Raw genomic sequence first — 22,831 nt, 5'->3', positions numbered from 1 at the left:
CCCGGCATCCGCCCCGCCGGATCCCGCCTGCCGGAAAAGTAGACTGACGGCATGGTCATCCTCAGCATCGAACAGGCCCCCGGCAGCCCGTCGCAGGGCGGCGGCACCGACACCCTCGACCGCGAGCTCGAGGAGCTCCTCGAGCAGGAGACGATCGAGCCCGGCGACCACGAGCGCTGCTCGCACTACGTGAAGAAGGACAAGATCCTCGAGTCCGCGATCAGCGGCAAGCCCGTGAAGGCGCTCTGCGGCAAGAAGTGGCTGCCCGGTCGCGACCCGGAGAAGTTCCCGGTCTGCCCCGACTGCAAGCGCATCTACGAGAACATGAAGCCCGAGTAGGTCCCACCCACTACGCCGCGCGCGTCAGACGGCAGCGCTCTCCTCGGTCGGGATCGCCGGGTCGCCGGCGCGCAGCCGGAACGCCTGCGCCGGCAGGTCGCGCACGACCTCGGCGTGATGGGCGCGAGCCGCGGCGGTGCCCGCGCGGCCGAGCCAGCGCGCATCGGGCTCGCCGTCCTCCGCCAGCGTGACGACGAGGTCGCGGTCGCCGGGGAGCGGCGCCGGGTGCGGTCCGACCGTGACGAGCTCGCTCGTCGCGACCTCCTCGGCGTCATGGCGGCGGAGCGCGCCCTTGAGGCCGCCGCGGCTCTGCTTGCCCGTCGACCGCTTCGCGACGGACACCCACTCGCCGTCCCCGCCGGGGTCGCGGTGGGCGACGAGCTTGAAGACCATGCCCGCCGCGGGTGCGCCGGATCCGGTGACGAGCGAGGTCCCGACGCCGTAGGAGTCCACCGGCGAGGCCGCGAGGCCCGCGATGCCGTGCTCGTCGAGGTCGTTGGTGACGGTGATCCGCGTGCCCGTGGCGCCGAGCGCGTCGAGCTGCGCGCGCACCTCGCCGACGAGCACCGGCAGGTCGCCCGAGTCGAGCCGCACGGCGCCGAGGCCGGGGCCGGCGACGCGAACCGCGGTCTCCACGCCCTGGCGCACGTCGTAGGTGTCCACGAGCAGGGTGGTGCCGGCGCCGAGAGCGTCGACCTGGGCCCGGAACGCCTGCTCCTCGGTGTCGTGCAGGAGGGTGAAGGAGTGGGCGGCGGTGCCCATGGTCGGGACGCCCCAGGTGCGGCCGGCCTCGAGGTTCGAGGTGGCGCTGAAGCCCGCGATGAACGCGGCGCGGGCGGCGGCGACGGCCGAGCGCTCGCCCGTGCGGCGGGATCCCATCTCGGCGAGCGGGCGTCCGCCGGCGACCTGCACCATGCGGGCTGCGGCGCTCGCGACCGCGGAGTCGTAGTTGAGGACGCTGAGCACGAGCGTCTCGAGGATCACCCCGTCGGCGAAGGGCGCCTCGACCGTGAGGAGCGGGGAGCCCGGGAAGTAGACCTCGCCCTCGCGGTAGCCCGTGATGCGGCCGCGGAACCGGTAGTTCGCGAGCCAGGCCAGGGCCTCCTCGCCGACGACGCGCTCGGAGCGCAGGTACTCGAGCTCGGCGTCGCCGAAGCGGAAGTCGCGGATCAGCTCGAGGAGGCGTCCGGTGCCCGCGACGACGCCGAAGCGGCGGCCGCTCGGGAGGCGGCGGGCGAAGCACTCGAAGACGCACTCGCGGTCGTGGGTCCCCGCCTTCAGCGCTGCGTCGAGCATCGTCAGCTCGTATCGGTCGGTGAGGAGGGAGGTCGCCTGGGTCACGCGCCCAGCCTAGGGCGGCGCCCGTCGGGGTCGACGTCCGCATCGCGCACGGGCCGCGACGATGACGGGGGTCCGGCCTAGGTTCGTGCCATGGAGCGGACGCGATGGATCCTCGCCGACCAGCTGGGCGACCACTTCGACGACGGCGGGCGGATGCTCCTCATCGAGTCGCGGGGCCTGCTCGCCCGGCGGCCGTACCACCGGGCCAAGGCGCACCTCATCCTGTCGGGCATCCGGCACCGCGCGCGGGCGCTCGGCGACCGGGTCGAGTTCCACCAGGTGGACCACTACCGCGACGTCGTCGCGGGGCGGGACGACCTGGAGGTCATCGACCCCACCTCCCGGGGGCTCCGGCGCCTCGTCGCGGAGATCGGTGCCCACGTGCTGCCGAGCCGCGGCTTCGTCACGAGCGAGCAGGAGTTCGCGGAGTGGATGGCGGGTCGCACCTCGAACCGCCTCGTCATGGAGGACTTCTACCGGTGGTCCCGCGCGCGCACCGGCATCCTCATGGACGGCGACGACCCGGTCGGCGGCCGCTGGAACTACGACCACGACAACCGCGAGCGGCCGCCGAAGGGCGCCGCGAGCCTCGGCCTCCCCGAGCCGTGGTGGCCCGAGGAGGACGACATCGACGCCGAGGTCCGCGCCGACCTCGACGAGTGGGAGCGGAAGGGCCTCGTGCGCTTCGTGGGCGAGGACGGGCCGCGGCGCTTCGCCGTCACGCCGGAGGAGGGGCGCCGCGCGGTCGACGACTTCGTGGCGAGCCGCCTCAACGACTTCGGCCCGTTCGAGGACGCGTCGCTCCAGGGCGATTGGACCATGGCGCACTCGCTCCTGAGCGCCACCATGAACATGGGCGTGCTGGATCCGGCGGACGTCATCGAGCGCATCGTCGCGGAGCACGCGGCCGGCCGCGCGCCCATCCAGAGCGTCGAGGGCATCGTGCGGCAGATCATGGGCTGGCGCGACTACGTCTGGCACCTCTACTGGGCGTTCGAGGACGACTACACGTCGCAGAACCGGCTCGACGCGCACCGCGGCGTGCCGACCGCGCTGCAGGAGCTCGACGCGTCCGGCATCGAGGCCGCCTGCCTCTCCCACGTCGTCGACAAGGTCCGCACGCACGGCTGGGCGCACCACATCGAGCGGCTCATGATCCTCGGCAACCTCGCGCTCCAGCGGGGCTACGACCCGGCCGCCATGAACGACTGGTTCATCGACTCCTTCGTCGACGGCACGCCGTGGGTCATGCCCGCGAACGTCGTCGGCATGGCGCTGCACGCGGACGGCGGGCGCATGGCGACGAAGCCCTACGCGGGCGGCGGCGCCTACATCGACCGGATGTCGGACCACTGCGGCGGGTGCCCGTTCGACCCGAAGGTCCGCGTCGGCCCCACGGCGTGCCCGTACACGGCGGGCTACTGGTGGTTCCTCGACCGCAACCGGGAGCGGCTCCGTGGCAACGCGCGCATGGCCCAGCCGCTCGCCGGGCTCGGGCGGCTGAAGGACCTGCCGGAGCTCGTCGCCCAGGAGGACGCGCGGCGGTCGCTGTGACGGGGGCCGTGAGCCGCATGGCGGCGGAGGCCGACGAGCCCGCCGGTAGGCTGGCCCGATGAGCGACGCGCCGATCGGGATCTTCGACTCCGGCGTCGGCGGCCTCACCGTGGCTCGTGCCGTCGCCACCCTCCTGCCGCGCGAGTCGATCATCTACATCGGCGACACGGCGCACACGCCCTACGGCGACAAGCCCATCGCGGACGTCCGCCGCTACGCGCTCGCGGTCCTCGACGACCTCGTCGAGCGCGGCGTGAAGATGCTCGTCATCGCCTGCAACACGGCGTCCGCGGCCATGCTCCGCGACGCCCGCGAGCGCTACGACATCCCCGTGGTCGAGGTGATCCAGCCGGCCGTGCGCACGGCCGTGAGCGTCACCCGCAACCACCGCGTCGGCGTCATCGCCACCCACGCCACCGTCACGAGCCGCGCCTACGACGACGCCTTCGCGGCGGCCCCGCACCTCGAGCTGACGAGCGCCGAGGCGCCGCTCTTCGTCGGCCTCGTGGAGCGCGGCGAGACCTCGGGTCCCGAGCTGATGGCGGCCGCGGAGGAGTACCTCGCACCGCTGCGCGCGGCCGGCGTCGACACGCTCGTCCTCGGCTGCACCCACTACCCGTTCCTCGAGGGCGCGATCTCGCTCCTCATGGGCCCCGACGTCACGCTGGTCTCGAGCGACACGGAGACCGCCAAGGACGTGTACCGGGAGCTGGTGTCCGCGGGCCTCGAGCGCCGCTCCGACGCGCCCCCCGTGATCCGGTACGAGGCCACCGGCGGCAGCGCGTCCGACTTCGAGACGCTCGCGCACCGCATGCTCGGCTCGGGCGTCACCCACGTCGAGCTGGTCGAGACCGGCGCCATCCCCCTTCCCCGCCGGCCGCGACCGGATGCGGCGACGCCTCCGGACGCGGACGGCACCCCATCCACCCCCGACCCGAGCTGAGGCCGCACATGACCGACGACATCCCCCGCCACGACGGCCGCGCCGCGGACCAGCTGCGCGAGATCGCCATCGAGCGGAACTGGAGCGAGCAGGCCGAGGGATCCGCCCTCATCTCCTTCGGCCGCACTCGCGTCCTCTGCACCGCGTCCTTCACGAACCGCGTCCCGCGCTGGAAGGCCGGCAGCGGCCAGGGCTGGGTCACGGCCGAGTACGCGATGCTGCCGCGCGCCACGAACGAGCGCATGGACCGCGAGGCCGTCAAGGGCAAGGTCGGCGGCCGCACGCACGAGATCTCCCGCCTCATCGGCCGCAGCCTCCGCGCGGTCGTCGACATGAAGGCGCTCGGGGAGAACACGATCGTCATCGACTGCGACGTGCTGCAGGCCGACGGCGGCACCCGCACCGCCGCCATCACGGGCGCGTACGTCGCCCTCGCCGACGCGCTCGAGTGGGGCCGCGAGAAGAAGTTCATCGCGCAGCGCGCCACGCCGCTGAAGGACAGCGTCGCCGCGGTCTCCGTGGGCATCGTCGACGGGAAGCCGCTGCTCGACCTCGCCTACGTCGAGGACGTGCGCGCCGAGACCGACATGAACGTCGTGATGACGGGCAGCGGGTCCTTCGTCGAGGTCCAGGGCACGGCAGAGGGCGCGCCCTTCGACCGCGCCGAGCTCGACGCCCTCCTCGACCTCGCGCTCGGCGGCGGCGCCACGCTCACCGCGCTGCAGGCGCAGGCGCTCGGCCGCTGAGGCACCGGCCGTGATCCCGCTCGTCCTCGCCACGCACAACGCCCACAAGGTCGAGGAGCTCCGCCGGATCCTCGGCGCGCGCCTCGACGGCATCGACCTGGTCGCCTACGACGGTCCCGAGCCCGTGGAGGACGGCACGACGTTCGAGGAGAACGCCCTCATCAAGGCGCGCGCGGCGGCCCGGCACACGGGTCATGCCGCGCTGGCGGACGACTCCGGGATCGGCGTCGACATCCTGGGCGGATCGCCCGGGATCTTCTCCGCGCGCTGGGCGGGTCCGGCGCGCGACAGCCGCGCGAACCTCGAGCTCCTGCTCGGGCAGCTCGGCGACGTGCCCGACGCGCACCGCGGCGCCCGCTTCACGTGCGCGGCCGCCCTGGCGGTCCCCACCGCGGACGGCCTCGTCGAGCGCACGGCCCTCGGCGTGTGGGAGGGATCCGTGCTCCGCGAGGTCGCGGGCGAGGGCGGCTTCGGCTACGACCCGATCTTCCGCCCGGCCACCGGCGGCGCGAGCGCCGCGGCCCTCAGCGCCGACGAGAAGAACCGCGTCAGCCACCGCGCTCTCGCCTTCGACGCGATCATGCCCGTGGTGCGGCGGGCGCTCCTCGGCGAGGGCTGACGCCTCCTCCCCGCCCTGCTGAGAGCGGGAGTCGTTCCCGACTGCGCTCCTGGCTGGATCCGCATGACGGCGGGCCCGTACGGTGGACGCATGGGCTCCGGATCGCACGACCACGGCGCGGCCACGACCGACCGTCGCCGCCTCGTCATCGCCATCGCGATCACCGCCGCGGTCCTCGTGGTCGAGGTCGTGGGCGCGCTCGTCTCGGGGTCGCTCGCGCTGCTCGCGGACGCGGGCCACATGACGAGCGACCTCATCGGCCTCGGCATCGCCCTGGTCGCCACCATCGTCGCCGCGCGCCCCGCGACCGACCGGCACACCTTCGGATTCCAGCGCGGCGAGGTCCTCGGTGCCCTCGTCAACGGGCTGATCCTCGCGGGCGTCGCCGTCTACGTGGCGGTGCAGGGCGTCCAGCGGCTGCTTGCCCCGGAGGGCCCCGAGGTCGACCCCGGCGTCATGCTCCTCGCCGCCGGCATCGGCCTCGTCGCGAACGTCGCGGCGCTCCTGGTGCTCCGCGGGGCAGCGGGGCGCTCGATCAACATGCGCGGCGCCTACCTCGAGGTGCTCGGCGACGCCTTCGGATCCGTCGCCACCATCGCCGCGGGCGTCGTCATCGCGGTCACCGGCTTCGGGCGCGCGGATGCCGTCGCGTCGCTCGTCATCGCCGCGCTCATCGTGCCGCGCGCGGTCGTGCTGCTGCGCGACGTCGTGCGCGTGCTGAACGAGTCCACGCCCGTGGGCACCGAGCCCGAGCGGATCCGCGCCCACCTGCTCGAGACCCCCGGCGTCACGGCGGTCCACGACGTCCACGTCTGGGCCATCACGTCCGGCTCGCCCGTCTTCACCGCCCACGTGGTCGTGGAGCAGGAGGTCTTCCGCGAGGGTCGCACCGGCGCGCTGCTCGACCGGCTGTCCGGCTGCCTCGACGACCACTTCGACGTCGAGCACAGCACCTTCCAGCTGGAGCCCGAGGAGCACGCGGGGCACGAGCACCGGCACCACGTCTGAGCCTCCGCCCGGCCGCGCGCGCCCCGTCCGCGCGTCACCGACCGGCGGCGTCCCGCCGACCGCCCTCGATCAGCGGACGCGGGGGCGCCCGCGCCTCAGCGCCGGGGGTCGTTCGACGGGTCCTGGTCGAACTCCTCGGGCGTGAGCGCGAGCTCCTCGCCGTCCTGCGGCACGCCCGCAGCCTGCCCGTCGCGCGCGTGCTTGCGCGCGCGGAGGAAGTGGATCGCCGCGGGCACGACGGTGATGAACACGGCCCCCAGGAGCACGTAGTCGATGTAGTGCGTGACGAAGTCGCGGATGGGCGGGAAGCCGTTGAGCAGATGACCCAGGAAGGTGAGGCCCGCGCCCCAAATGAGGGCGCCGATGGCGTTGTAGAGGGAGTACTTGCGGTAGTCCATGTGGCCGACGCCGGCGGCGATGGGCGCGAACGTGCGGACGATGGGCACGAAGCGCGCCGCGATGACGGCCAGCCCGCCGAAGCGGGCGAAGAACGCGTTGGTGCGCACGACGTTCTGGCGGCTGAAGATGCCGGACTCCTTGCGCTCGAAGACCCGCGGCCCCGCCTTGTGGCCGATGAGGTAGCCGACCTCGCCGCCCGCGAACGCGGAGAAGGCGATCGCGAGGCAGACCCACCAGATGTCGAGCCCGGTGATCCCGGGGAGGGTCAGCCCGGCGATGATGAGGAGCGTGTCGCCGGGGAAGAGGAACCCGAACAGCAGGCCGGTCTCGGCGAAGATGATGAGGCAGATCCCGATGAGGGCGAATCCCCCGAACGACTCGATGAGCGTCGTCGAGTCGAGGAAGTCGAAGAGCTGGGGGTGCACGTGGGGCTCCAGTCGTGGTGGGTCGCGACGTGAGCGGAGCGACCTGCGGCAGAGCACAGGATACCGGGAGCGGCCGTCAGCGCGCCGAGACCCGGACACCCCCGGTCGAGGGCCGTGGCGCGGGTCAGGCGCCGAGGTCGGCGTGGCCGAAGAGCCCCGGGACGCCGCCCGAGTGCCAGAGGACGACGCGGTCGTCCGGCCCGATGGATCCCTCGCGGACCGCGGCCGCCAGCCCCGCCGCGGCGCGGGCCGTGTAGATGGGGTCGAGGAGGATCCCCGTCGTCCGCGCGACGAGCACGAGCGCATACCGCGCCTCGTCCGTGAGGTGCGCGTAGCCGGAGCCGACGCGGCCTTCGTCGATGCTCAGGGCCTCCGCGCCGATCCCCGTCCCGCGCTCCGCGAGGAACCCCGCGACCACGGCGCGCGGCTCTGCCACGGCCCCGCAGTGCACGCCGAGGACGCGCTCGGGCCCGAGCGCCTCGACGAGCCCGGCCATCGTGCCGCCGGAGCCGAGGGCGACGACGACGTGGTCGACCTCGCCCACCTGCCGGGCGAGCTCGTGGCCCGCGTCGACGAAGCCCTGCACGGAGTGCGCGTCCGATCCGCCGAACGCCACCCGGTGCACGCGGGTGCCTGCCGCCTCGAGCTCCGCGACGGCGGACCCGGCGCGCGACTCCGCCCGCTCGTCGCCCGACCACACGATGCGCGCGCCGTACAGCCCGTCGAGCAGCACGTTGCCGCGCGCCGCGACCTCCTGGCCCTCGAGGACCAGAACGACGTCGAGGCCGAGCGCCGCGCCGGCCGCCGCGGTCATGCGCGCGTGGTTGCTCTGCGCGGCGCCCGTGGTGAGCACGGTGGTCGCCCCGCGTGCCACGGCCCGGCCGAGCGAGTGCTCGAGCTTCCTGGCCTTGTTGCCGCCTCCGCCCCAGCCGATGAGGTCATCGCGCTTCATCAGGAGCCGCTCGGGGTGCAGGCCGAGCGCCTCTGCGAGACGGGGGACCGGGTGCACGGTGGTCGGCTCGGTCCAGAGGCGGAGGCGTTCGTCCACGGGATGCTCCTCGCTGCGGGTCGGAGCGCCGCGTCGGCGGGAGGCCCTCGCGGGCTCCATGGCTGGTGCGGGAGAAGGGACTTGAACCCTCACGCTCGAAAGCACAGGAACCTAAATCCTGCGTGTCTACCGATTCCACCACTCCCGCGGGTGCCCGACCAGCTTAGGACGCCCCCTAATATGTTGATCGTGACAACGAAGACACTCGTAGCAGGCATCGACTCCTCCACGCAGAGCTGCAAGGTGGTCGTCCGCGACCTCGACACGGGGGCCCTCGTGCGCTCCGGCCGCGCGTCCCACCCCGACGGCACGGAGGTGGATCCTGCCGCCTGGTGGGACGCGCTCCTCGCGGCCGTCGCCGACGCGGGCGGCCTCGACGACGTCGCCGCCATCTCGGTCGGCGGCCAGCAGCACGGCATGGTCTGCCTCGACGAGCAGGGCGCGGTGATCCGCGCCGCGCTCCTCTGGAACGACACCCGATCCGCGCAGGCCGCCGCCGACCTCCGCGACGAGCTCGGCGCCGACGCCTGGGCGAGCGCGCTGGGCGTCGTCCCGGTCGCGTCCTTCACCGCCACCAAGCTCCGCTGGCTCCGCGACGCCGAGCCCGAGAACGCCGCCCGCGTCGCCGCCGTCGCCCTCCCGCACGACTGGCTGACCTGGCGCCTGCTCGGCCACGGCATCGGATCCCCGGACCTCGCCGCCCTCGCCACCGACCGCTCCGACGCGAGCGGCACCGCGTACTGGTCGAGCGTGACGGGGGAGTACCGCCTCGACCTGCTGGAGCGCGCGCTCGGCCGCGTGGTCGGCCTCCCGCGCGTGCTCGGCCCGGGCGAGTCCGCCGGCGTCACGGGCGACCGGATCCCCGGCGTCCCGGCCGGCATCCCGGTCGGCCCCGGCGCGGGCGACAACGCCGCCGCCGCGCTCGGCCTCGGCGCGGTGCCCGGCGACGTGGTCGTCTCCATCGGCACGTCCGGCACGGTGTTCGCCGTCACGGCGGATCCCATCACCGACGCCTCCGGCACGGTCGCCGGCTTCGCGGACGCGACGGGCAACTTCCTCCCGCTCATCGCGACCCTCAACGCCGCCCGCGTGCTCGACGGCGGTGCGCGCCTCCTCGGTGTCGACCACGCCCGCCTGTCCGAGCTCGCGCTCGAGGCCCCCGCGGGATCCGACGGCCTCGTGCTCCTGCCCTACTTCGAGGGCGAGCGCACCCCGAACCTGCCCGACGCGACCGCGTCCCTCCACGGCATGACCCTCCGCAACTCGACGCCCGCGACCATGGCCCGCGCGCACGTCGAGGGCATGCTGTGCGGCCTGGCCGACGGCCTCGACGCGATCACGCGCCAGGGCGTGCAGGTGGAGCGCGTGCTCCTCATCGGCGGCGGGGCGAAGAGCCGCGCCGTCCGCGAGATCGCGCCGACCATCTTCGGCGTCCCGATCCACGTGCCGGACGCGGGCGAGTTCGTCGCCGACGGCGCCGCGAAGCAGGCCGCGTGGATCCTCACGGGCAGCGTCCCCGAGTGGCCCCTCGCGGGCGACGAGGTCTTCGACGCGCCGGGCGTGCCCGCGGTGCGTGCGGCGTACGCGGCGGCGAAGGCGGAGCTCGGGTACTGACCATCGCGCGGCGGCGCTGACGCGCCGGCCTGTGGACGGCCCCGACGGGATCCGCCCCTGATCAGCATCCTGTGCGGGTGCAGACGCGGACACCCCTCGACACAATCGCCGGACGGGTGCGCGAGCGCCTGCGGGACGACGGGGCGACGGCGGATCCCGCGGGCACGGCCGTGGTGGTGCGCGAGGAGGTCCGGCGGTTCGCGGAGCAGGCGCTCGGATCCGACTCCCGGCTCCTCGACGACGAGGCGGCCACCGAGCGGCAGGTGCTCGCGCGCATCACGGGATTCGGCGCCCTCCAGCCGCTCCTCGACGACGACTCGATCGAGGAGATCTGGATCAACGCGCCCACGCGCGTCTTCGTGGCGCGGTCGGGCGTACCCGAGCTGACGCCGCTCGTCCTCACCGACGCGGAGGTGCGCGACCTCGTCGAGCGGATGCTGCAGTCCTCCGGCCGCCGCGTGGACCTGTCGACGCCCTTCGTGGACGCGTCCCTGCCCGACGGATCCCGGCTGCACGTGGTCATCCCGGACGTGACCCGGCGCCACTGGGCCGTCAACATCCGCAAGTTCTCGCGGCGGATCCGCGAGCTCGACCACCTCGTCGCCCTCGGCAGCCTGCCGCTGCAGGCCGCCGAGTTCCTGCGCATGAGCGTGCGCGCGGGCCTGTCCATCGTCGTCAGCGGAGCCACCCACACGGGCAAGACCACGATGATCGACGCCCTCCTGTCCTCGGCGCGCGCCTCGGACCGCATCGTCACGGTCGAGGAGACCTTCGAGCTGGATCCGGCGGGACGCGACGTCGTGGCCATGCAGTGCCGGCAGCCGAGCCTCGAGGGATCGGGGGAGATCACGCTGCGGCGCCTCATCAAGGAGGCGCTGCGGATGCGGCCCGATCGGCTCGTGGTCGGCGAGGTGCGGGAGGCGGAGTGCCTCGACCTCCTCATCGCGCTCAACTCGGGCGTGCCCGGCATGTGCTCCATCCACGCGAACAGCGCGCGCGAGGCGCTCGTCAAGCTGTGCACGCTGCCGCTGCTGGCCGGCCGCAACATCGACTCCGCGTTCGTCGTGCCGACGGTCGCCACCTCGGTCGACCTCGTCGTGCACCTCGAGGTGCTGCCGTCCGGTGCCCGGCGCGTGGTCGAGATCCTCGCCCCCGGCGGTCGTCACTCGGGGATGGTCATCGAGGCCAGCTCCGTGTTCGCGCTGGAGGACGGGATCCTCACGGCCACCGGCGGGCAGCCCGCGCACCTCGGGAAGTTCCGCGCGGCGGGGCTGGATCCGCTGCGGATCCTGGTGGGGGCGCCGTGAGCGTCGCCCTCGGACTCGCGCTCGGCGCCGGCCTCCTCCTCCTGATCTCCCCGCGTCTGTGGCCGGCCTCCCCCGACGGGTCGGCGCGGGGCCGCGGGCTGACCGCGTCCGTCCACGACCGGCTCACCCACGCCGGACTCGACCGGGTCTCGGTCAGCTCCTTCCTCGCCGTCTCCGGGCTCGTGGGCCTCGCGGCTGGGGTCCTGGCCGAGGCGCTCCTCCGCGTGGACGGCGCCGCGCTCGCGGCCGCGGCCACCGGGCTGCTGCTCCCCTGGGCGGTCGTGGGCGCGCGGTCCGCGTCACGCCGCCGGGCCCACCGGGAGGTGTGGCCTGACGTCGTCGACCACCTGGTGAGCGCCGTCCGCGCGGGCATGGGCCTGCCGGACGCGGTGGCGTCGCTCGCCGTCGCGGGTCCCGGCGTGCTGCGGCCCGCCTTCCAGGAGTTCGCGTCCGTGCACCGGACGACGGGCAGCTTCGCCGTGGCGCTCGACGAGCTCAAGGGCCGGCTGGCGGATCCCACCGCCGACCGCATCCTCGAGACGCTGCGGATGGCGCGGGAGGTGGGCGGGACGCAGCTGCCGGACGTGCTCCGCGGGCTGGCCCGGTTCCTCCGGGAGGAGGCCGCCATCCGGAGCGAGGCCGAGGCCCGGCAGTCGTGGGTGGTGAACGCGGCCAAGCTCGGCGTCGCGGCCCCGTGGATCATCCTGGCGCTGCTCTCCACCCGCTCGGAGGCTGTCGCCGCGTATGACACCCAGACGGGCACGGTCGTGATCGTCGTCGGGCTCGTCGTGTCCGCCGTCGCGTACCGGCTCATGCTCGCCCTCGGGCGGCTGCCGGAGGACCGGAGGTGGTTCGCGTGACGGTGGTCGAGTCGTGGGGCGCCGTCCTCGGCCTCGTCGCGGGCATGGGCCTCTGGACGATGATGGGCGCGGTTCCCCGGTTCCGCCGCGCCCGCCTGCTGGACCGCGTCGCCCCGCATGTGCTGGACGTCTCCGAGGGCGCGCGTCGGCATCTCGCCCTCACGACGGTGCATCCGCTGCCCGTGCTCGGCACGCTCGGAGCGCCGGCCGTGATCCCGTTGCGGCGCGGCCTCGCGCGCGTGCTCGGCGGCACCGAGCGCATCGAACGGCTGCTCGGCCAGTCCGGGTCGACCGAGGACGTGGAGCGGCACCGGTCGCGCCAGCTCGTCGGCCTCGTCCTCGGGACCGCGCTGGGCATCGTGATCGCCGTCCTGGTGGGCGGCGCCGCCGTCGTGGCGGGAGGGCTGCCGCAGCCGCAGCTGGTCGCCATGCCCGTGGTCGCGGGCGTCGCCGGGCTCGTCGTCTGCGACACCGTGCTCGAGCGGCGCGCGAAGCGTCGGATCGCGCGCATCCAGGCGGAGCTGCCCACCGTGCTGGAGTTCCTCGCGCTCAGCCTCGCCGCGGGGGAGGGCCTGCTCGACGCCCTCCGGCGCGTGGCCCGCGTGGGCTCCGGGGAGCTGGCGGGGGAGCTGGGGCGCGTGGTCGCCGACGTCGGCACGGGCATCCCCATCACCCGCGCCTTCGACGACCTCGCCCGGCGCCTCGCGATGCCCGCCGTGTCCCGCCTCGTCGACCAGCTCGCCGGATCCCTCGAGCGCGGCACCCCGCTCGCCGAGGTCCTGCGCGCGCAGGCCCAGGACGCGCGCGAGGTCGCCAAGCGCGAGCTCCTCGAGAGCGCCGGCCGTAAGGAGGTGGGGATGCTCGTCCCGCTGGTCTTCCTCATCCTCCCGCTCACCATCGTCTTCGCCCTGTTCCCCGGCGTGTTCGTCCTGCAGCTCGGGCTGTAGGGCGGGCGCCGAGCACCCACCCCCATCCGACACCGACCGAGAGGCACGACATGAACGACGAACGAGGCGCGCTGCGCCCGGATGCGACCCCCGGAGCACCGTGGGACGACGACCGCGGCGACGTGCCCGGCTGGGTGCTCATCACCCTGATGACGGCCGGGCTCGTCATCATCCTGTGGGGCGTCGCCGGGCCCCTGCTGCAGAACGTGTTCACGCAGGCCATCAACAGGGTCACGTCGTTCTGATGCGCGACGACCGCGGCTCGGCGCCCGCCGAGTTCGTCATGGTCGGCGCGCTCCTCGTCGTCCTCGCCCTGTCGGTGGTCCAGCTCGCGCTGGCGCTGCACGTGAGGACGACCGTGCTCGACGCGGCCGCCGAGGGGGCGCGCACGGCCGCGCTCGCCGGGGCCACCCGCGCCGACGGCGTCGAGCGGACGCGCGAGCTGATCACGACGGCGGTGGGACCGCGCTACGCGGAGGACGTGACCGCGGGCACGGGCACCGTGCTCGGCCACGCGGTCGTCAGCGTGACGGTGCGGACGACGATGCCCCTCATCGGCCTCCTGGGCGTCGACCGCGGGTTGGAGGTGACGGGCCATGCGGCCGTGGAGCGCCTGGGCTGACGACCGCGGCTCGGCGGCGCTGGAGTTCATCACGGCGGGCGTCCTCCTCCTCGTCCCGCTCGTCTACCTCGTGCTCGCCCTGTCCGCGATCCAGGGCGCGGCGCTCGGCACGGAGGGCGCGGCCCGGCAGGCGGCCCGCGTGTACGTGCGCGCGGACGACGACGCGTCCGGTCGGCGGGAGGCGCGATCGGCCGTCGAGGTGGCGCTCGCCGACCAGGGGATCCCGCCCGACGGCATCGCCCTCGACATCTCCTGCACGCCGGATCCGCGGAGCTGCCACGCGCCGCGGTCGCTCGTGCACGTCTCGGTCCGCGTCGCGGCCGAGCTGCCCCTCGCACCACCCGTCGCCGGGCCGGACGCGCCGGGATCGGTCGCGGTCCACGGCGACGCCGACGAGCGCGTGTCCGTCTTCGCGCGAGGCGGACGATGACCGGCGGGCGGTCGCGGCCTCGTCGCGAACGGGCGGCGATCGGTGGCATCGACGTGGCCGGGGACGACGGATCGATCCTGCCGCTCGTCATCGCCTCGTGCGCCCTCGGCCTCGCCGTGATCCTGATGGCGTCGGCCGCGTCCTCGCTCTACCTCGAGCGCGTCCGGCTCTTCTCGCTGGCGGACGCGGCCGCGCTGGCGGGCGCCGAGTCCTTCGACGTGGACGGTGACGGCGGAGCCCCGCTCGCGGTCGGCGACGACGGCGTCGCGCTCCCGCCCCTCACGGACGCGGGCGTGGCCTCCACGGTCGCGGCGTTCCTCGCCGACGAGCCGACGGCGGGCATCCACGACCTCCACGTCGACGGCGCCACGACGCCGGACGGCCGCAGCGCGCGCGTCACCCTGTCCGCCACGTGGATCCCGCCCGTCGCCTCCCTGTTCGCCCCCGACGGCGTGCGCATCGACGTCACGAGCACCGCTCGCAGCGTGCTGGTGGGGCCGGGCGCGGCGCCGGTCGGACCCGCGGGAGGCGGGTGAGCGGAGCGTCAGGCGGTCGCCCGCGGCTTCCGCGGCACGTACCGCGGCACGTACCGCACGAGGGTCCCCGCGCCGATGAGCCCGAGCACCCCCATCACGCCGCTGGCGACGGCGAGCGACGCGGCGGAGGTGATCGCGGCGATGAGGAGCGGGGAGGCGGCGCTGCCGGCGTCGCCCGTGAAGCGCCAGGCGCCGAGGAACGGGGCCGGGTCCTCGCGCGGGGCGAGGTCGGCGCCGAGGGTCATGAGGATCCCCGAGCCCACGCCGTTCGCGACCGACATGAACATGGCCACGCCGATGAACCACTGCACGCTCGTCGGCAGGTCCGGCGTGAACGCCAGCACGAGGTAGCCGAGGCCGAGCCCGACCATCGACGGCACCGCGCTCCAGAGGCGGCCGAAGCGGTCCATGATCTGGCCGCTCGCGTAGAAGAGGGCGAAGTCCACGCCGCCCGCGATGCCGATGATGAGCGCCGTGTTCGCGTCCGAGATGCCGATGCTCACGGCCCACAGGGGGAGGAGCACGCCGCGGCCCGCGCGCATCGCGCCGATGAGGGCCGCGCCGGATCCGAGCTTCACGAGCACGCCCTTGAACCGCCACAGCGTGCGCGCGAGGCCCGCGGACTCGCGCCCCGCCGCCGCGGTGCCCGCCGAAGCGCCGACCGACTCGTCGTCCTGCGGCTCGCCGGCCGTCGCAGGCGCGGCGCTCTGCAGGTCGGCCGCGCGGCTCCGGCGCACGACGTCCATCGGGTCCGGCAGCACGAGCAGCGTCACGGCGGCGGCGAGGCACGCGACGATGTGGATCACGAACGCCGACTGGGACGCGCCCGTCAGTTGGATCACGCCGGCCGCGAGGAACGGCCCCACGAAGTACCCGGCCCGGAAGGTGCCGCCGAGCGTCGAGAGCGCGCGGGCGCGGTAGGCCTGCGGCACGAAGCTCGTCATGAACGCGTGCCGGGCGAGCGCGAACACGGCCGTCGAGACGCCGATGAGGAACACGCCCACGCCGAGCACGAGCGGGTTCGGCGCGAGGAGGCACAGCACGAGGACGCCGATGGAGACGAAGGCCGCGCCGATCATCGCGGTCCGCTCGCCGATGCGGCTCACCACGGATCCGCTCGGGATGTCGCCCACGAGCTCGCCGAGCATGATCATGCCGCCGATGAACGCGGCGATCGCGAGCGAGGCGCCGAGGCTGCCGGCGACGATCGGGATGATGGGGATGATCGCCCCCTCGCCGATGGAGAAGAGGAGCGCGGGGAGCAGCGCCGGGAGCGCCACCGCGCGGAGGGAGAAGGGGGCATCGGGGGTCGACATCGCCCCCGAGCCTACGCGCGGGCGCAGCCGTCCCCGGACGCCGCCGACGGGCCTGGCGGTAGGCTGGGCGGCACCATGATCGACCAGGACTTCTCTTCGCGGATCACAGAATTGCGCGACACCTACTCCAACATCCGCTCGGTGATCGGCGTCGAGCGCCTGCAGCAGGAGGTCGAGGAGCTGAGCGCCCAGGCGGGCGAGCCGGACCTCTGGGACGACACCGAGAAGGCGCAGAAGGTCACGAGCGACCTGAGCCACCGCCAGGCCGACCTCAAGCGCATCGACGAGCTGCAGCGCCGCCTCGACGACCTCGACGTGCTCGTCGAGATGGCCAAGGACGACGAGGAGTCCGCCGAGGAGGCGGTCGTCGAGCTCACCGGGATCACGAAGATCATGGACGAGCTCGAGGTGCAGACGCTCCTCAACGGCGAGTTCGACCCGCGTCCCGCGGTCGTCACGATCCGCGCGGGCGCCGGCGGCGTCGACGCCGCCGACTTCGCCGAGATGCTCATGCGCATGTACCTGCGCTGGGCCGAGCAGCACGACTACTCCGCCACCGTGCTCGACACGTCCTACGCGGAGGAGGCGGGCATCAAGTCGGCGACCTTCGAGATCGACGCGCCCTACGCGTTCGGCACGCTCTCGGTCGAGGCCGGCACGCACCGCCTCGTGCGCATGAGCCCCTTCAACTCCGCCGGCAAGCGCCAGACGTCGTTCGCGGCCGTCGAGGTCGTGCCGCTGATCGAGCAGACCGAGTCGATCGAGATCCCCGAGAACGACATGCGGGTGGACGTCTTCCGGTCGTCCGGCCCCGGCGGCCAGTCCGTCAACACGACCGATTCGGCGGTGCGCATCACCCACCTGCCGACCAGCATCGTCGTCACCTGCCAGAACGAGAAGAGCCAGATCCAGAACCGCGCCGCCGCCCTCCGGGTGCTGCAGTCGCGCCTGCTCCTCGTGCAGCGCGAGCAGGAGGCGGCCACCAAGAAGGAGCTCGCCGGCAACATCACGGCGAGCTGGGGCGACCAGATGCGCAGCTACGTGCTCGCCCCGTACCAGATGGTCAAGGACCTCCGCACGGAGCACGAGGTCAACAACCCGTCCAACGTGTTCGACGGCGACCTCGACGGCTTCATCTCCGCGGGGATCCGCTGGCGGAAGTCGCCCGACCGCGCCTGAGAGAGTCCGGGGGACCGTCGGCCGCGGTGAGTCGATGCGGCGAAAGGCCCCTTCCGTGCCTAGGGTCGTACCGACATGATCAGGTTCGACCACGTATCCAAGGTGTATCCCGGCAACCCCCGACCGGCGCTGAGCTCCGTCGACCTCGAGATCCTCCGGGGGGAGTTCGTCTTCCTCGTCGGCGCGTCCGGGTCCGGCAAGTCCAGCTTCCTGCGTCTCGTGCTCAAGGAGGACCGGCCCACGCAAGGCACGATCCACGTCCTGGGCCAGCAGCTGAACCAGCTGTCGAGCCGCAAGGTCCCCTACTACCGGCGCAGCCTGGGGGTGGTGTTCCAGGACTTCCGGCTGCTCCCGAACAAGTCGGTCTTCGACAACGTCGCCTTCACTCTCCAGGTGATCGGCAAGTCGCGCGGCTTCATCCAGGAGGCCGTCCCGGACGTGCTCGCCATGGTGGGCCTCCAGGGCAAGGAGCAGCGCCTGCCGCACGAGCTCTCCGGTGGTGAGCAGCAGCGCGTGGCCATCGCCCGCGCCGTGGTCAACAAGCCCGCCGTGCTCCTCGCGGACGAGCCGACGGGCAACCTGGACCCGCTGACGAGCGCCGGCATCATGCAGGTGCTCGAGCGGATCAACGCCAACGGCACCACGGTGATCATGGCCACGCACGACTCGGGCATCGTCGACCAGATGCAGAAGCGCGTCATCGAGCTGATCGGCGGCGAGGTCGTCCGCGACGAGGTCGGCGGCCAGTACCAGACCTCCGCCATCGACCTGCCGCGCACGGCCGAGAACCCCGTCGGCGTGAACCCCGAGCACCCGCCCGTGGCCGCGCCGACGCCCGTGTTCGTCCCGGCCGCGCCGCTCCCGGCGCCCACGCGCCCGACCGCCCCCGCGGAGCCCGCCACCGGCGCCGAGCGTCGCGAGCAGGCGAAGCGCGACAAGCAGCGGCGAGCCGACGAGAAGGCGCGCGCCAAGGAGGAGGCGACCCGCGAGGCCGCTGCCGCCAAGGCCGCGAAGAAGGCGCCGCGGAAGCCCGCGACGGACGCGACGGCTCCTGCCGCACCCGCGACGTCCGCCGCTCCGAGCGCTCCTGCGGCGATCGTGCCCGCGACCTCGCCCGCCCCCGACTCCGAGCCCGACCGCGAGGCAGAGCCCGCCCGTGCGACCCCGCCGGACCGCGGCGCCGGGTCCGACCGCGGATCCCGCACGGACGCCCCGGCCTACGCCCCGTCGGCGTTCGCCGAGGCCGCGCGCGTGGATCCCGTCCCCGAGCGCGAGGTCGAGCGCGAGCGTCCTGCCCCCGCCGCGGAGGAGCGCCGCGAGTCCGCCTCCGCGCGCCCCGGGCGGACCTCGCCCGAGCCCGTCCGTCCCGAGCGACCCGTCGAGCCGACGCCGTCCCGCGCCGTGCCCGTCGTCCGCGACGAGGCGCCGCCCGTCGACGACGCCCCGCCCGCTCCGCGGCCGCCCAGCAGGCGCAACGGCGGGGGAGCGGCCCCCGCGGCGCCGAGCACCGGATCCATCCGGCGGCTCCCCGAGGGCACCGGCGTGATCCGCTTGCCCGACCTGTCCGACGGCGAGGGCGGATCCGCCCCCGCCGACGGGCGCGACGACGCCGAGCTGGCCGAGCTCGGCCTGGCCGAGAAGCTGGGCCTCCGCGCCCGAGGCGAGTCGCCGGACGACACCGGCGCACAGGATGTGGGGCCCACGCGATGAGACTCGGACTCGTCCTCTCCGAGGTCGGCCACGGCCTCCGTCGGAACGTCAGCATGGTCGTCTCGGTCGTGCTCGTCACCTTCATCTCGCTCACGTTCGTGGGCGCGGCCGTGCTGCTGCAGATGCAGATCGGCCAGATGAAGAACTACTGGTACGACCGTGCGCAGGTCGCGATCGACTTCTGCACCGACACCTCGGTGCCGAGCGAGACCTGCGTGAACGGCAAGGCCACCCAGGAGCAGATCGACGCCGTCAAGCAGCAGCTCGACAGCGATACCCTCGCCCCGTTCATCGACAAGTACTACTTCGAGGACCAGGACACGGCGTACAAGAACTTCCAGGAGCAGTTCAAGGGCGATCCCGTCACCGAGCTCGTGCAGCCGGAGTTCCTCAACGAGGCCTTCTGGGTGAACCTCAAGGACCCGTCGAAGTCCGACATCCTGAGCGACAGCCTCTCCGGGCTCGCCGGCGTCGAGAACGTGACCGACCAACGGCAGTACCTCGACCAGATCTTCTCGATCCTCAACGCCGCGAGCCTCACCGCCGTGGGGATCGCCGGGCTCATGCTCGTGGCCGCCGCCCTGCTGATCGCCACCACGATCCGCCTGTCCGCGTTTTCGCGGAGACGGGAGCTGGGCATCATGAGGCTGGTCGGGGCGTCGAACCGCTTCATCCAGACCCCGTTCATCCTCGAGGGCGTGTTCGCGGCGCTCATCGGGTCGGTGCTCGCCAGCGCGGCCACGGTGGCGCTCGTCAAGTTCTTCGTCCAGGGGTTCCTGAGCACCCGGCTCACGTCGATATCCCTGGTGAACATGGACGACGCGCTGCTCGTGGTGCCGATCCTCCTGGGGGTGGGCGTCGTGCTCGCGGCGGTCTCCGCCAACTTCGCGATCAGCCGCTATCTGCGGATCTGATCCTCCGGTAGACTGATGGGCTGCCCGGATTCGGGCGGATCCACCTGAACCATCGAGGAGTCCACCGTGCCGAGGGAACGTGGCGAGAAGGTGGTGGCGACCAACCGCAAGGCGCGCCACGACTACACCATCGAGTCGACCTACGAGGCCGGCCTCGTACTCACGGGCACGGAGGTCAAGTCGCTCCGGCAGGGGCGGGCCTCGCTCGTCGACGGCTACGCGTTCGTCGACGCCGGCGAGGCGTGGCTCGACGCGGTGCACATCCCCGAGTACAACCAGGGCACCTGGAACAACCACCCGGTGCGCCGCAAGCGCAAGCTCCTCCTGCACAAGGAGCAGATCCTCAAGATCCACTCCAAGGTGAAGGAGGGCGGCTACACGGTCGTCCCGCTGCAGCTCTACTTCGTCGACGGCCGCGCGAAGGTCGAGCTCGCCATCGCGAAGGGCAAGAAGGAGTACGACAAGCGCCAGACGCTCCGCGAGCGCCAGGACAAGCGCGAGGCGGACCGGGCGATGTCGTCCCACCGCCGCCTCGGCGAGTAGGACCGCTCCTCCCGGTGGTGCGCCCGTCTCCGGTCGGGTATCATGGAGGGCTGGTCGCGCAGGACGCGACCGGCGATTGACAACTCGACAGCGTGGAACATGCGACCCGGCTCGGGTGCCTCTCGAGGCGCTCTGCCGTTCATGGGGATGATCGGTTTCGACATTGCCTGAATGACTGCGAGAAGCGGGTCGAGGATGCAGGGCCATCTCGTAAACGCTCTCTGCAAAATACAACTGCCAATAACAAGCAGTCGTCCTTCGCTCTTGCTGCCTAAGCGAGCGCACTAACAGGACCGTCGACCCGGGGATGCTCTCTAACCGGTAAGTCGGCGTCAGATTAGGGAGCTCGCTGCGCGGTCGTGCCTCAGGGCCGCGCGGGACTCGAACTGAGGCTGGGCCCGTCGGATCAGATGCCAGGAGCAAGTTCCGGGGCCGAGCAGGACGCCTTTCCTGGATACACCCGTAGAAGGCGCAGGATTACAGCAGTGGACCGGGGTTCGATTCCCCGCATCTCCACCATCGCGTCGCATGTACCACGCTCGTCGAGGACCGGATCCGTCCGGCGAGACGCGAGGCCCCGTCCATCCGGACGGGGCCTCGCGTCGGCGCGGAGGCGGTTCAGCCCACGGGCGCGCGGGGCGCCGTCGGCGCGGGCGCTCCCGGATCGCTCGTGGCGAGCGCCGGCGCCGTGGTCTCCACCGCGGGCGACCCGGTGCGTCCCGGTCGGCGCTTCCGCCCGCCCGAGCGCCCGTACACGAGGTACATCGTGAGCCCCATGATGATCATGAGCAGCACCGTGTAGACGAACGTGATGCTCATCGAGTCGAGGTTCGCCTCACCCTCGGTGCTGGCCTTGATGGCGATGCCGAGCGGCTCGTACAGCGGCTGGTAGAGGAACACGGCCGCGTCGTAGTCGTCGAGCAGGCTGTTGAAGTTGAGCGCCGTGATGGCGGCGACCGTGGGGATCACGAGCGGCACCAGCACCCGCCGGAACGTCGTGAGCGACTTCGCGCCCAGGATACGCGCCGCGTCCTCCAACGACTGCGGCACGCTCGCGAACGCCGCCTTCAGCAGGCGCAGCGTGAACGGCACCTTGACGATGATGTACGCCACGAGCAGCAGCCACGTCGTGCCCGTGAGCACCTGCCCGCCGATGAGCGGCTGCGGCCGGTCGAAGGTCTGCAGGAGCGCGAGCGCGATGAGGATCGTCGGGAGGATCCACGGGATGTGCAGCAGGTACTCCAGCGTCGCGGTGACCCAGTTGCGGTTGCGCTGGATCAGGCGCGCTACGAACAGTAGGCCGGCCACGACGATCACGGCGGCCAGCGCGCTGTAGACGAGGCTCACGATGAAGGGCCGGAGCACGTCGGGGGAGCCGAGCACGGTCGCGTAGTTCCGCAGGGTGAAGGAGTCCCACGTGATGGTGCCCGTCTGCACGCTCTTCGAGTCGAGGAACGAGAAGAGCACGATGAGGATCACCGGCAGCGCGTAGACCACGAACAGCGCGTACGCGACGACGTGCACGACGCCGTTCACGACCGGGTTCCGGATGCGCTGCTTCTGCAGCGGGGTCGCCACCTTGGCCACCGAGAAGTACACGCCCGACTTCTCGACGCGGTTCATGATCGCCAGCAGCACGATGGTCGCGACGCCCAGCACGATCGCGAGCAGGGCCGCGAGGTCGCGCGAGCTCGTGCTCTTGGAGAACGTCACGATCATCGGCGCCACTGTCTGGAAGCCCGTGCCGCCGAGCACCAGCGGGGCGGTGAGCGCCCCGAGGCCGGTGAGGAACGTGAGCACGGTGACCGCGAAGATCATGGGCCGCAGCGCCGGCAGCACGATGCGGAAGAGGATGCGCCCGGTGCCCGCGCCCATACTCCGGGCGGCCTCGATGGTCTGGTGGTCGATCGCCGCGAGCGACGAGCGGAGGAAGAGCATGTGGTTCGTGGTGGTGGCGAAGGTCATCACGATGACGACCGCGAAGTACCCCGAGAACCAGTCGGGATCGAGGTCGGGGAACGCCCGCTGCGCGAGGGCGGTCACGAACCCGTAGCGGCCGTAGATGAAGTTGTAACCGGCGGCGAGCACGATGCCGCCGTAGATGAGCGTCGTGGCGTAGCCGAGCCAGAGGACGCGGGACCCGCGCACCACGAAGTACTCGGTCACCAGCACGATGAAGATGCCGACCACGTTGACTGTGATCGCGAGGGTCACCGCGAGCAGGAGGCTGTTGCCGACGCTGCGCATCGCCCGGTCGGAGCTCAGGAGCTTCTCGAGCGCCCGGCCGCTGAACGCGCCGTCGGGGAAGAAGGTCGTGACGAGCAGGTTCGCGTTCGGGAACACCAGGAACGTGACGACGAACCAGAGCGCGGCGATGAGCACCACGACGCCGAGGGGCGAGCGCAGCAGGGCGCGGACGGGGGTGCGCACG

Annotated in this window: 23 protein-coding genes, 1 tRNA gene and 1 other RNA gene; 19 read left to right on the top strand and 6 right to left on the bottom strand. The window is 72.9% G+C overall.

Annotated elements, in window-relative coordinates; translation table 11 throughout:
* Window positions 1-51: 51 nt before the first annotated feature.
* Entirely contained in the window at window positions 52-339 is a 288-nt protein-coding gene (locus B5P21_RS10860) for a DUF3039 domain-containing protein (protein WP_045527393.1), read from the top strand.
* 24 nt (window positions 340-363) lie between these two features.
* Here B5P21_RS10860 and B5P21_RS10855 read toward each other — a convergent pair whose 3' ends face one another.
* The gene (locus B5P21_RS10855; RefSeq protein WP_045527396.1) at window positions 364-1,680 is read right to left on the bottom strand and encodes a nicotinate phosphoribosyltransferase; all 1,317 of its coding nucleotides are present in this window, start codon (window positions 1,678-1,680) and stop codon (window positions 364-366) included.
* A gap of 90 nt (window positions 1,681-1,770) precedes the next feature.
* On the opposite strand from B5P21_RS10855, the gene B5P21_RS10850 reads away from it, so the two are divergent.
* The 5 genes from B5P21_RS10850 to B5P21_RS10830 all read left to right on the top strand — a co-directional run bounded on the left by B5P21_RS10850 (window position 1,771) and on the right by B5P21_RS10830 (window position 6,550).
* A complete protein-coding gene (locus B5P21_RS10850) occupies window positions 1,771-3,234 on the top strand; it encodes a cryptochrome/photolyase family protein (protein WP_045527398.1) in 1,464 nt (487 codons plus the stop codon).
* A gap of 58 nt (window positions 3,235-3,292) precedes the next feature.
* The gene (gene murI, locus B5P21_RS10845) at window positions 3,293-4,177 is read left to right on the top strand and encodes a glutamate racemase (protein WP_094171134.1); all 885 of its coding nucleotides are present in this window, start codon (window positions 3,293-3,295) and stop codon (window positions 4,175-4,177) included.
* 8 nt (window positions 4,178-4,185) lie between these two features.
* A complete protein-coding gene (gene rph, locus B5P21_RS10840; protein ID WP_045527402.1) occupies window positions 4,186-4,923 on the top strand; it encodes a ribonuclease PH in 738 nt (245 codons plus the stop codon).
* 10 nt (window positions 4,924-4,933) lie between these two features.
* The gene (gene rdgB / locus B5P21_RS10835; protein ID WP_045527404.1) at window positions 4,934-5,542 is read left to right on the top strand and encodes an RdgB/HAM1 family non-canonical purine NTP pyrophosphatase; all 609 of its coding nucleotides are present in this window, start codon (window positions 4,934-4,936) and stop codon (window positions 5,540-5,542) included.
* Window positions 5,543-5,632: 90 nt separating this feature from the next.
* Window positions 5,633-6,550 (top strand): cation diffusion facilitator family transporter, encoded by a 918-nt coding sequence (locus B5P21_RS10830; protein WP_094171133.1) that lies wholly within the window; start codon window positions 5,633-5,635, stop codon window positions 6,548-6,550.
* Between the two features lie 95 nt (window positions 6,551-6,645).
* Here the strand turns inward: B5P21_RS10830 and B5P21_RS10825 are convergent, their stop codons facing one another.
* The 3 genes from B5P21_RS10825 to B5P21_RS10815 form a co-directional block, all read right to left on the bottom strand.
* On the bottom strand, window positions 6,646-7,374 hold the full coding sequence (locus B5P21_RS10825; RefSeq protein ID WP_045527407.1) for a DedA family protein: 729 nt from the start codon (window positions 7,372-7,374) through the stop codon (window positions 6,646-6,648).
* A 124-nt stretch (window positions 7,375-7,498) separates the two neighbouring features.
* On the bottom strand, window positions 7,499-8,422 hold the full coding sequence (locus tag B5P21_RS10820; protein WP_045527409.1) for a pyridoxal-phosphate dependent enzyme: 924 nt from the start codon (window positions 8,420-8,422) through the stop codon (window positions 7,499-7,501).
* Window positions 8,423-8,485: 63 nt separating this feature from the next.
* Window positions 8,486-8,570 (bottom strand) — tRNA-Leu (locus B5P21_RS10815).
* Window positions 8,571-8,602: 32 nt separating this feature from the next.
* Here B5P21_RS10815 and xylB point away from each other — a divergent pair.
* The 8 genes from xylB (at window position 8,603) to B5P21_RS10775 (ending at window position 14,738) form a co-directional block, all read left to right on the top strand.
* Window positions 8,603-10,036 carry a xylulokinase gene (gene xylB / locus B5P21_RS10810; RefSeq protein ID WP_045527410.1) on the top strand — a complete coding sequence of 478 codons (1,434 nt, stop codon included), beginning with the start codon at window positions 8,603-8,605 and terminating at the stop codon, window positions 10,034-10,036.
* A 71-nt stretch (window positions 10,037-10,107) separates the two neighbouring features.
* The gene (locus tag B5P21_RS10805) at window positions 10,108-11,343 is read left to right on the top strand and encodes a TadA family conjugal transfer-associated ATPase (protein WP_045527412.1); all 1,236 of its coding nucleotides are present in this window, start codon (window positions 10,108-10,110) and stop codon (window positions 11,341-11,343) included.
* A complete protein-coding gene (locus B5P21_RS10800; RefSeq protein WP_045527413.1) occupies window positions 11,340-12,203 on the top strand; it encodes a type II secretion system F family protein in 864 nt (287 codons plus the stop codon). Before B5P21_RS10805 ends, B5P21_RS10800 begins: the two co-directional genes overlap by 4 nt.
* Window positions 12,191-13,150: a type II secretion system F family protein gene (locus B5P21_RS10795; RefSeq protein WP_246865276.1), complete on the top strand. Its 960-nt coding sequence runs from the start codon at window positions 12,191-12,193 to the stop codon at window positions 13,148-13,150. Before B5P21_RS10800 ends, B5P21_RS10795 begins: the two co-directional genes overlap by 13 nt.
* A 50-nt stretch (window positions 13,151-13,200) precedes the next feature.
* Window positions 13,201-13,395, top strand: a complete 195-nt coding sequence (locus tag B5P21_RS10790) for a hypothetical protein (protein WP_045527415.1) — start codon at window positions 13,201-13,203, stop codon at window positions 13,393-13,395.
* Window positions 13,395-13,772, top strand: coding sequence for a TadE/TadG family type IV pilus assembly protein (locus B5P21_RS10785; protein ID WP_045527417.1), 378 nt, complete (start codon window positions 13,395-13,397; stop codon window positions 13,770-13,772). Before B5P21_RS10790 ends, B5P21_RS10785 begins: the two co-directional genes overlap by 1 nt.
* The gene (locus tag B5P21_RS10780) at window positions 13,747-14,202 is read left to right on the top strand and encodes a hypothetical protein (RefSeq protein WP_045527419.1); all 456 of its coding nucleotides are present in this window, start codon (window positions 13,747-13,749) and stop codon (window positions 14,200-14,202) included. The genes B5P21_RS10785 and B5P21_RS10780 overlap by 26 nt, the downstream gene beginning before the upstream one ends.
* Window positions 14,203-14,255: 53 nt before the next feature.
* Window positions 14,256-14,738: a pilus assembly protein TadG-related protein gene (locus B5P21_RS10775; protein ID WP_236688820.1), complete on the top strand. Its 483-nt coding sequence runs from the start codon at window positions 14,256-14,258 to the stop codon at window positions 14,736-14,738.
* An 8-nt stretch (window positions 14,739-14,746) separates the two neighbouring features.
* On the opposite strand, the gene B5P21_RS10770 is transcribed toward B5P21_RS10775, so the two are convergent.
* Entirely contained in the window at window positions 14,747-16,054 is a 1,308-nt protein-coding gene (locus B5P21_RS10770) for an MFS transporter (protein WP_045527421.1), read from the bottom strand.
* 75 nt (window positions 16,055-16,129) lie between these two features.
* Between B5P21_RS10770 and prfB the strand changes: the two genes are divergently transcribed.
* The 5 genes from prfB (at window position 16,130) to ssrA (ending at window position 20,919) form a co-directional block, all read left to right on the top strand.
* Window positions 16,130-17,233: a peptide chain release factor 2 gene (gene prfB / locus B5P21_RS10765; RefSeq protein WP_045527423.1), complete on the top strand. Its 1,104-nt coding sequence runs from the start codon at window positions 16,130-16,132 to the stop codon at window positions 17,231-17,233.
* A 75-nt stretch (window positions 17,234-17,308) separates the two neighbouring features.
* Entirely contained in the window at window positions 17,309-18,943 is a 1,635-nt protein-coding gene (ftsE, locus tag B5P21_RS10760) for a cell division ATP-binding protein FtsE (protein ID WP_045527425.1), read from the top strand.
* Complete coding sequence (gene ftsX, locus B5P21_RS10755) at window positions 18,940-19,857, top strand: permease-like cell division protein FtsX (RefSeq protein ID WP_012037996.1); 918 nt, start codon at window positions 18,940-18,942, stop codon at window positions 19,855-19,857. Before ftsE ends, ftsX begins: the two co-directional genes overlap by 4 nt.
* Window positions 19,858-19,923: 66 nt before the next feature.
* Window positions 19,924-20,400: an SsrA-binding protein SmpB gene (gene smpB, locus B5P21_RS10750; RefSeq protein WP_012037997.1), complete on the top strand. Its 477-nt coding sequence runs from the start codon at window positions 19,924-19,926 to the stop codon at window positions 20,398-20,400.
* A 143-nt stretch (window positions 20,401-20,543) separates the two neighbouring features.
* Window positions 20,544-20,919, top strand: a transfer-messenger RNA (tmRNA) gene (gene ssrA, locus B5P21_RS10745).
* A 99-nt stretch (window positions 20,920-21,018) separates the two neighbouring features.
* Here the strand turns inward: ssrA and B5P21_RS10740 are convergent.
* Window positions 21,019-22,830 carry an ABC transporter permease gene (locus B5P21_RS10740; RefSeq protein ID WP_045527430.1) on the bottom strand — a complete coding sequence of 604 codons (1,812 nt, stop codon included), beginning with the start codon at window positions 22,828-22,830 and terminating at the stop codon, window positions 21,019-21,021.
* Window position 22,831 lies beyond the last annotated feature (1 nt).

The organism is Clavibacter michiganensis subsp. insidiosus (assembly GCF_002240565.1).
GTDB lineage: Bacteria > Actinomycetota > Actinomycetes > Actinomycetales > Microbacteriaceae > Clavibacter > Clavibacter insidiosus.
Note: the sequence above shows the minus strand (reverse complement) of the source record. Positions and strands in the feature narration are given on the sequence as shown.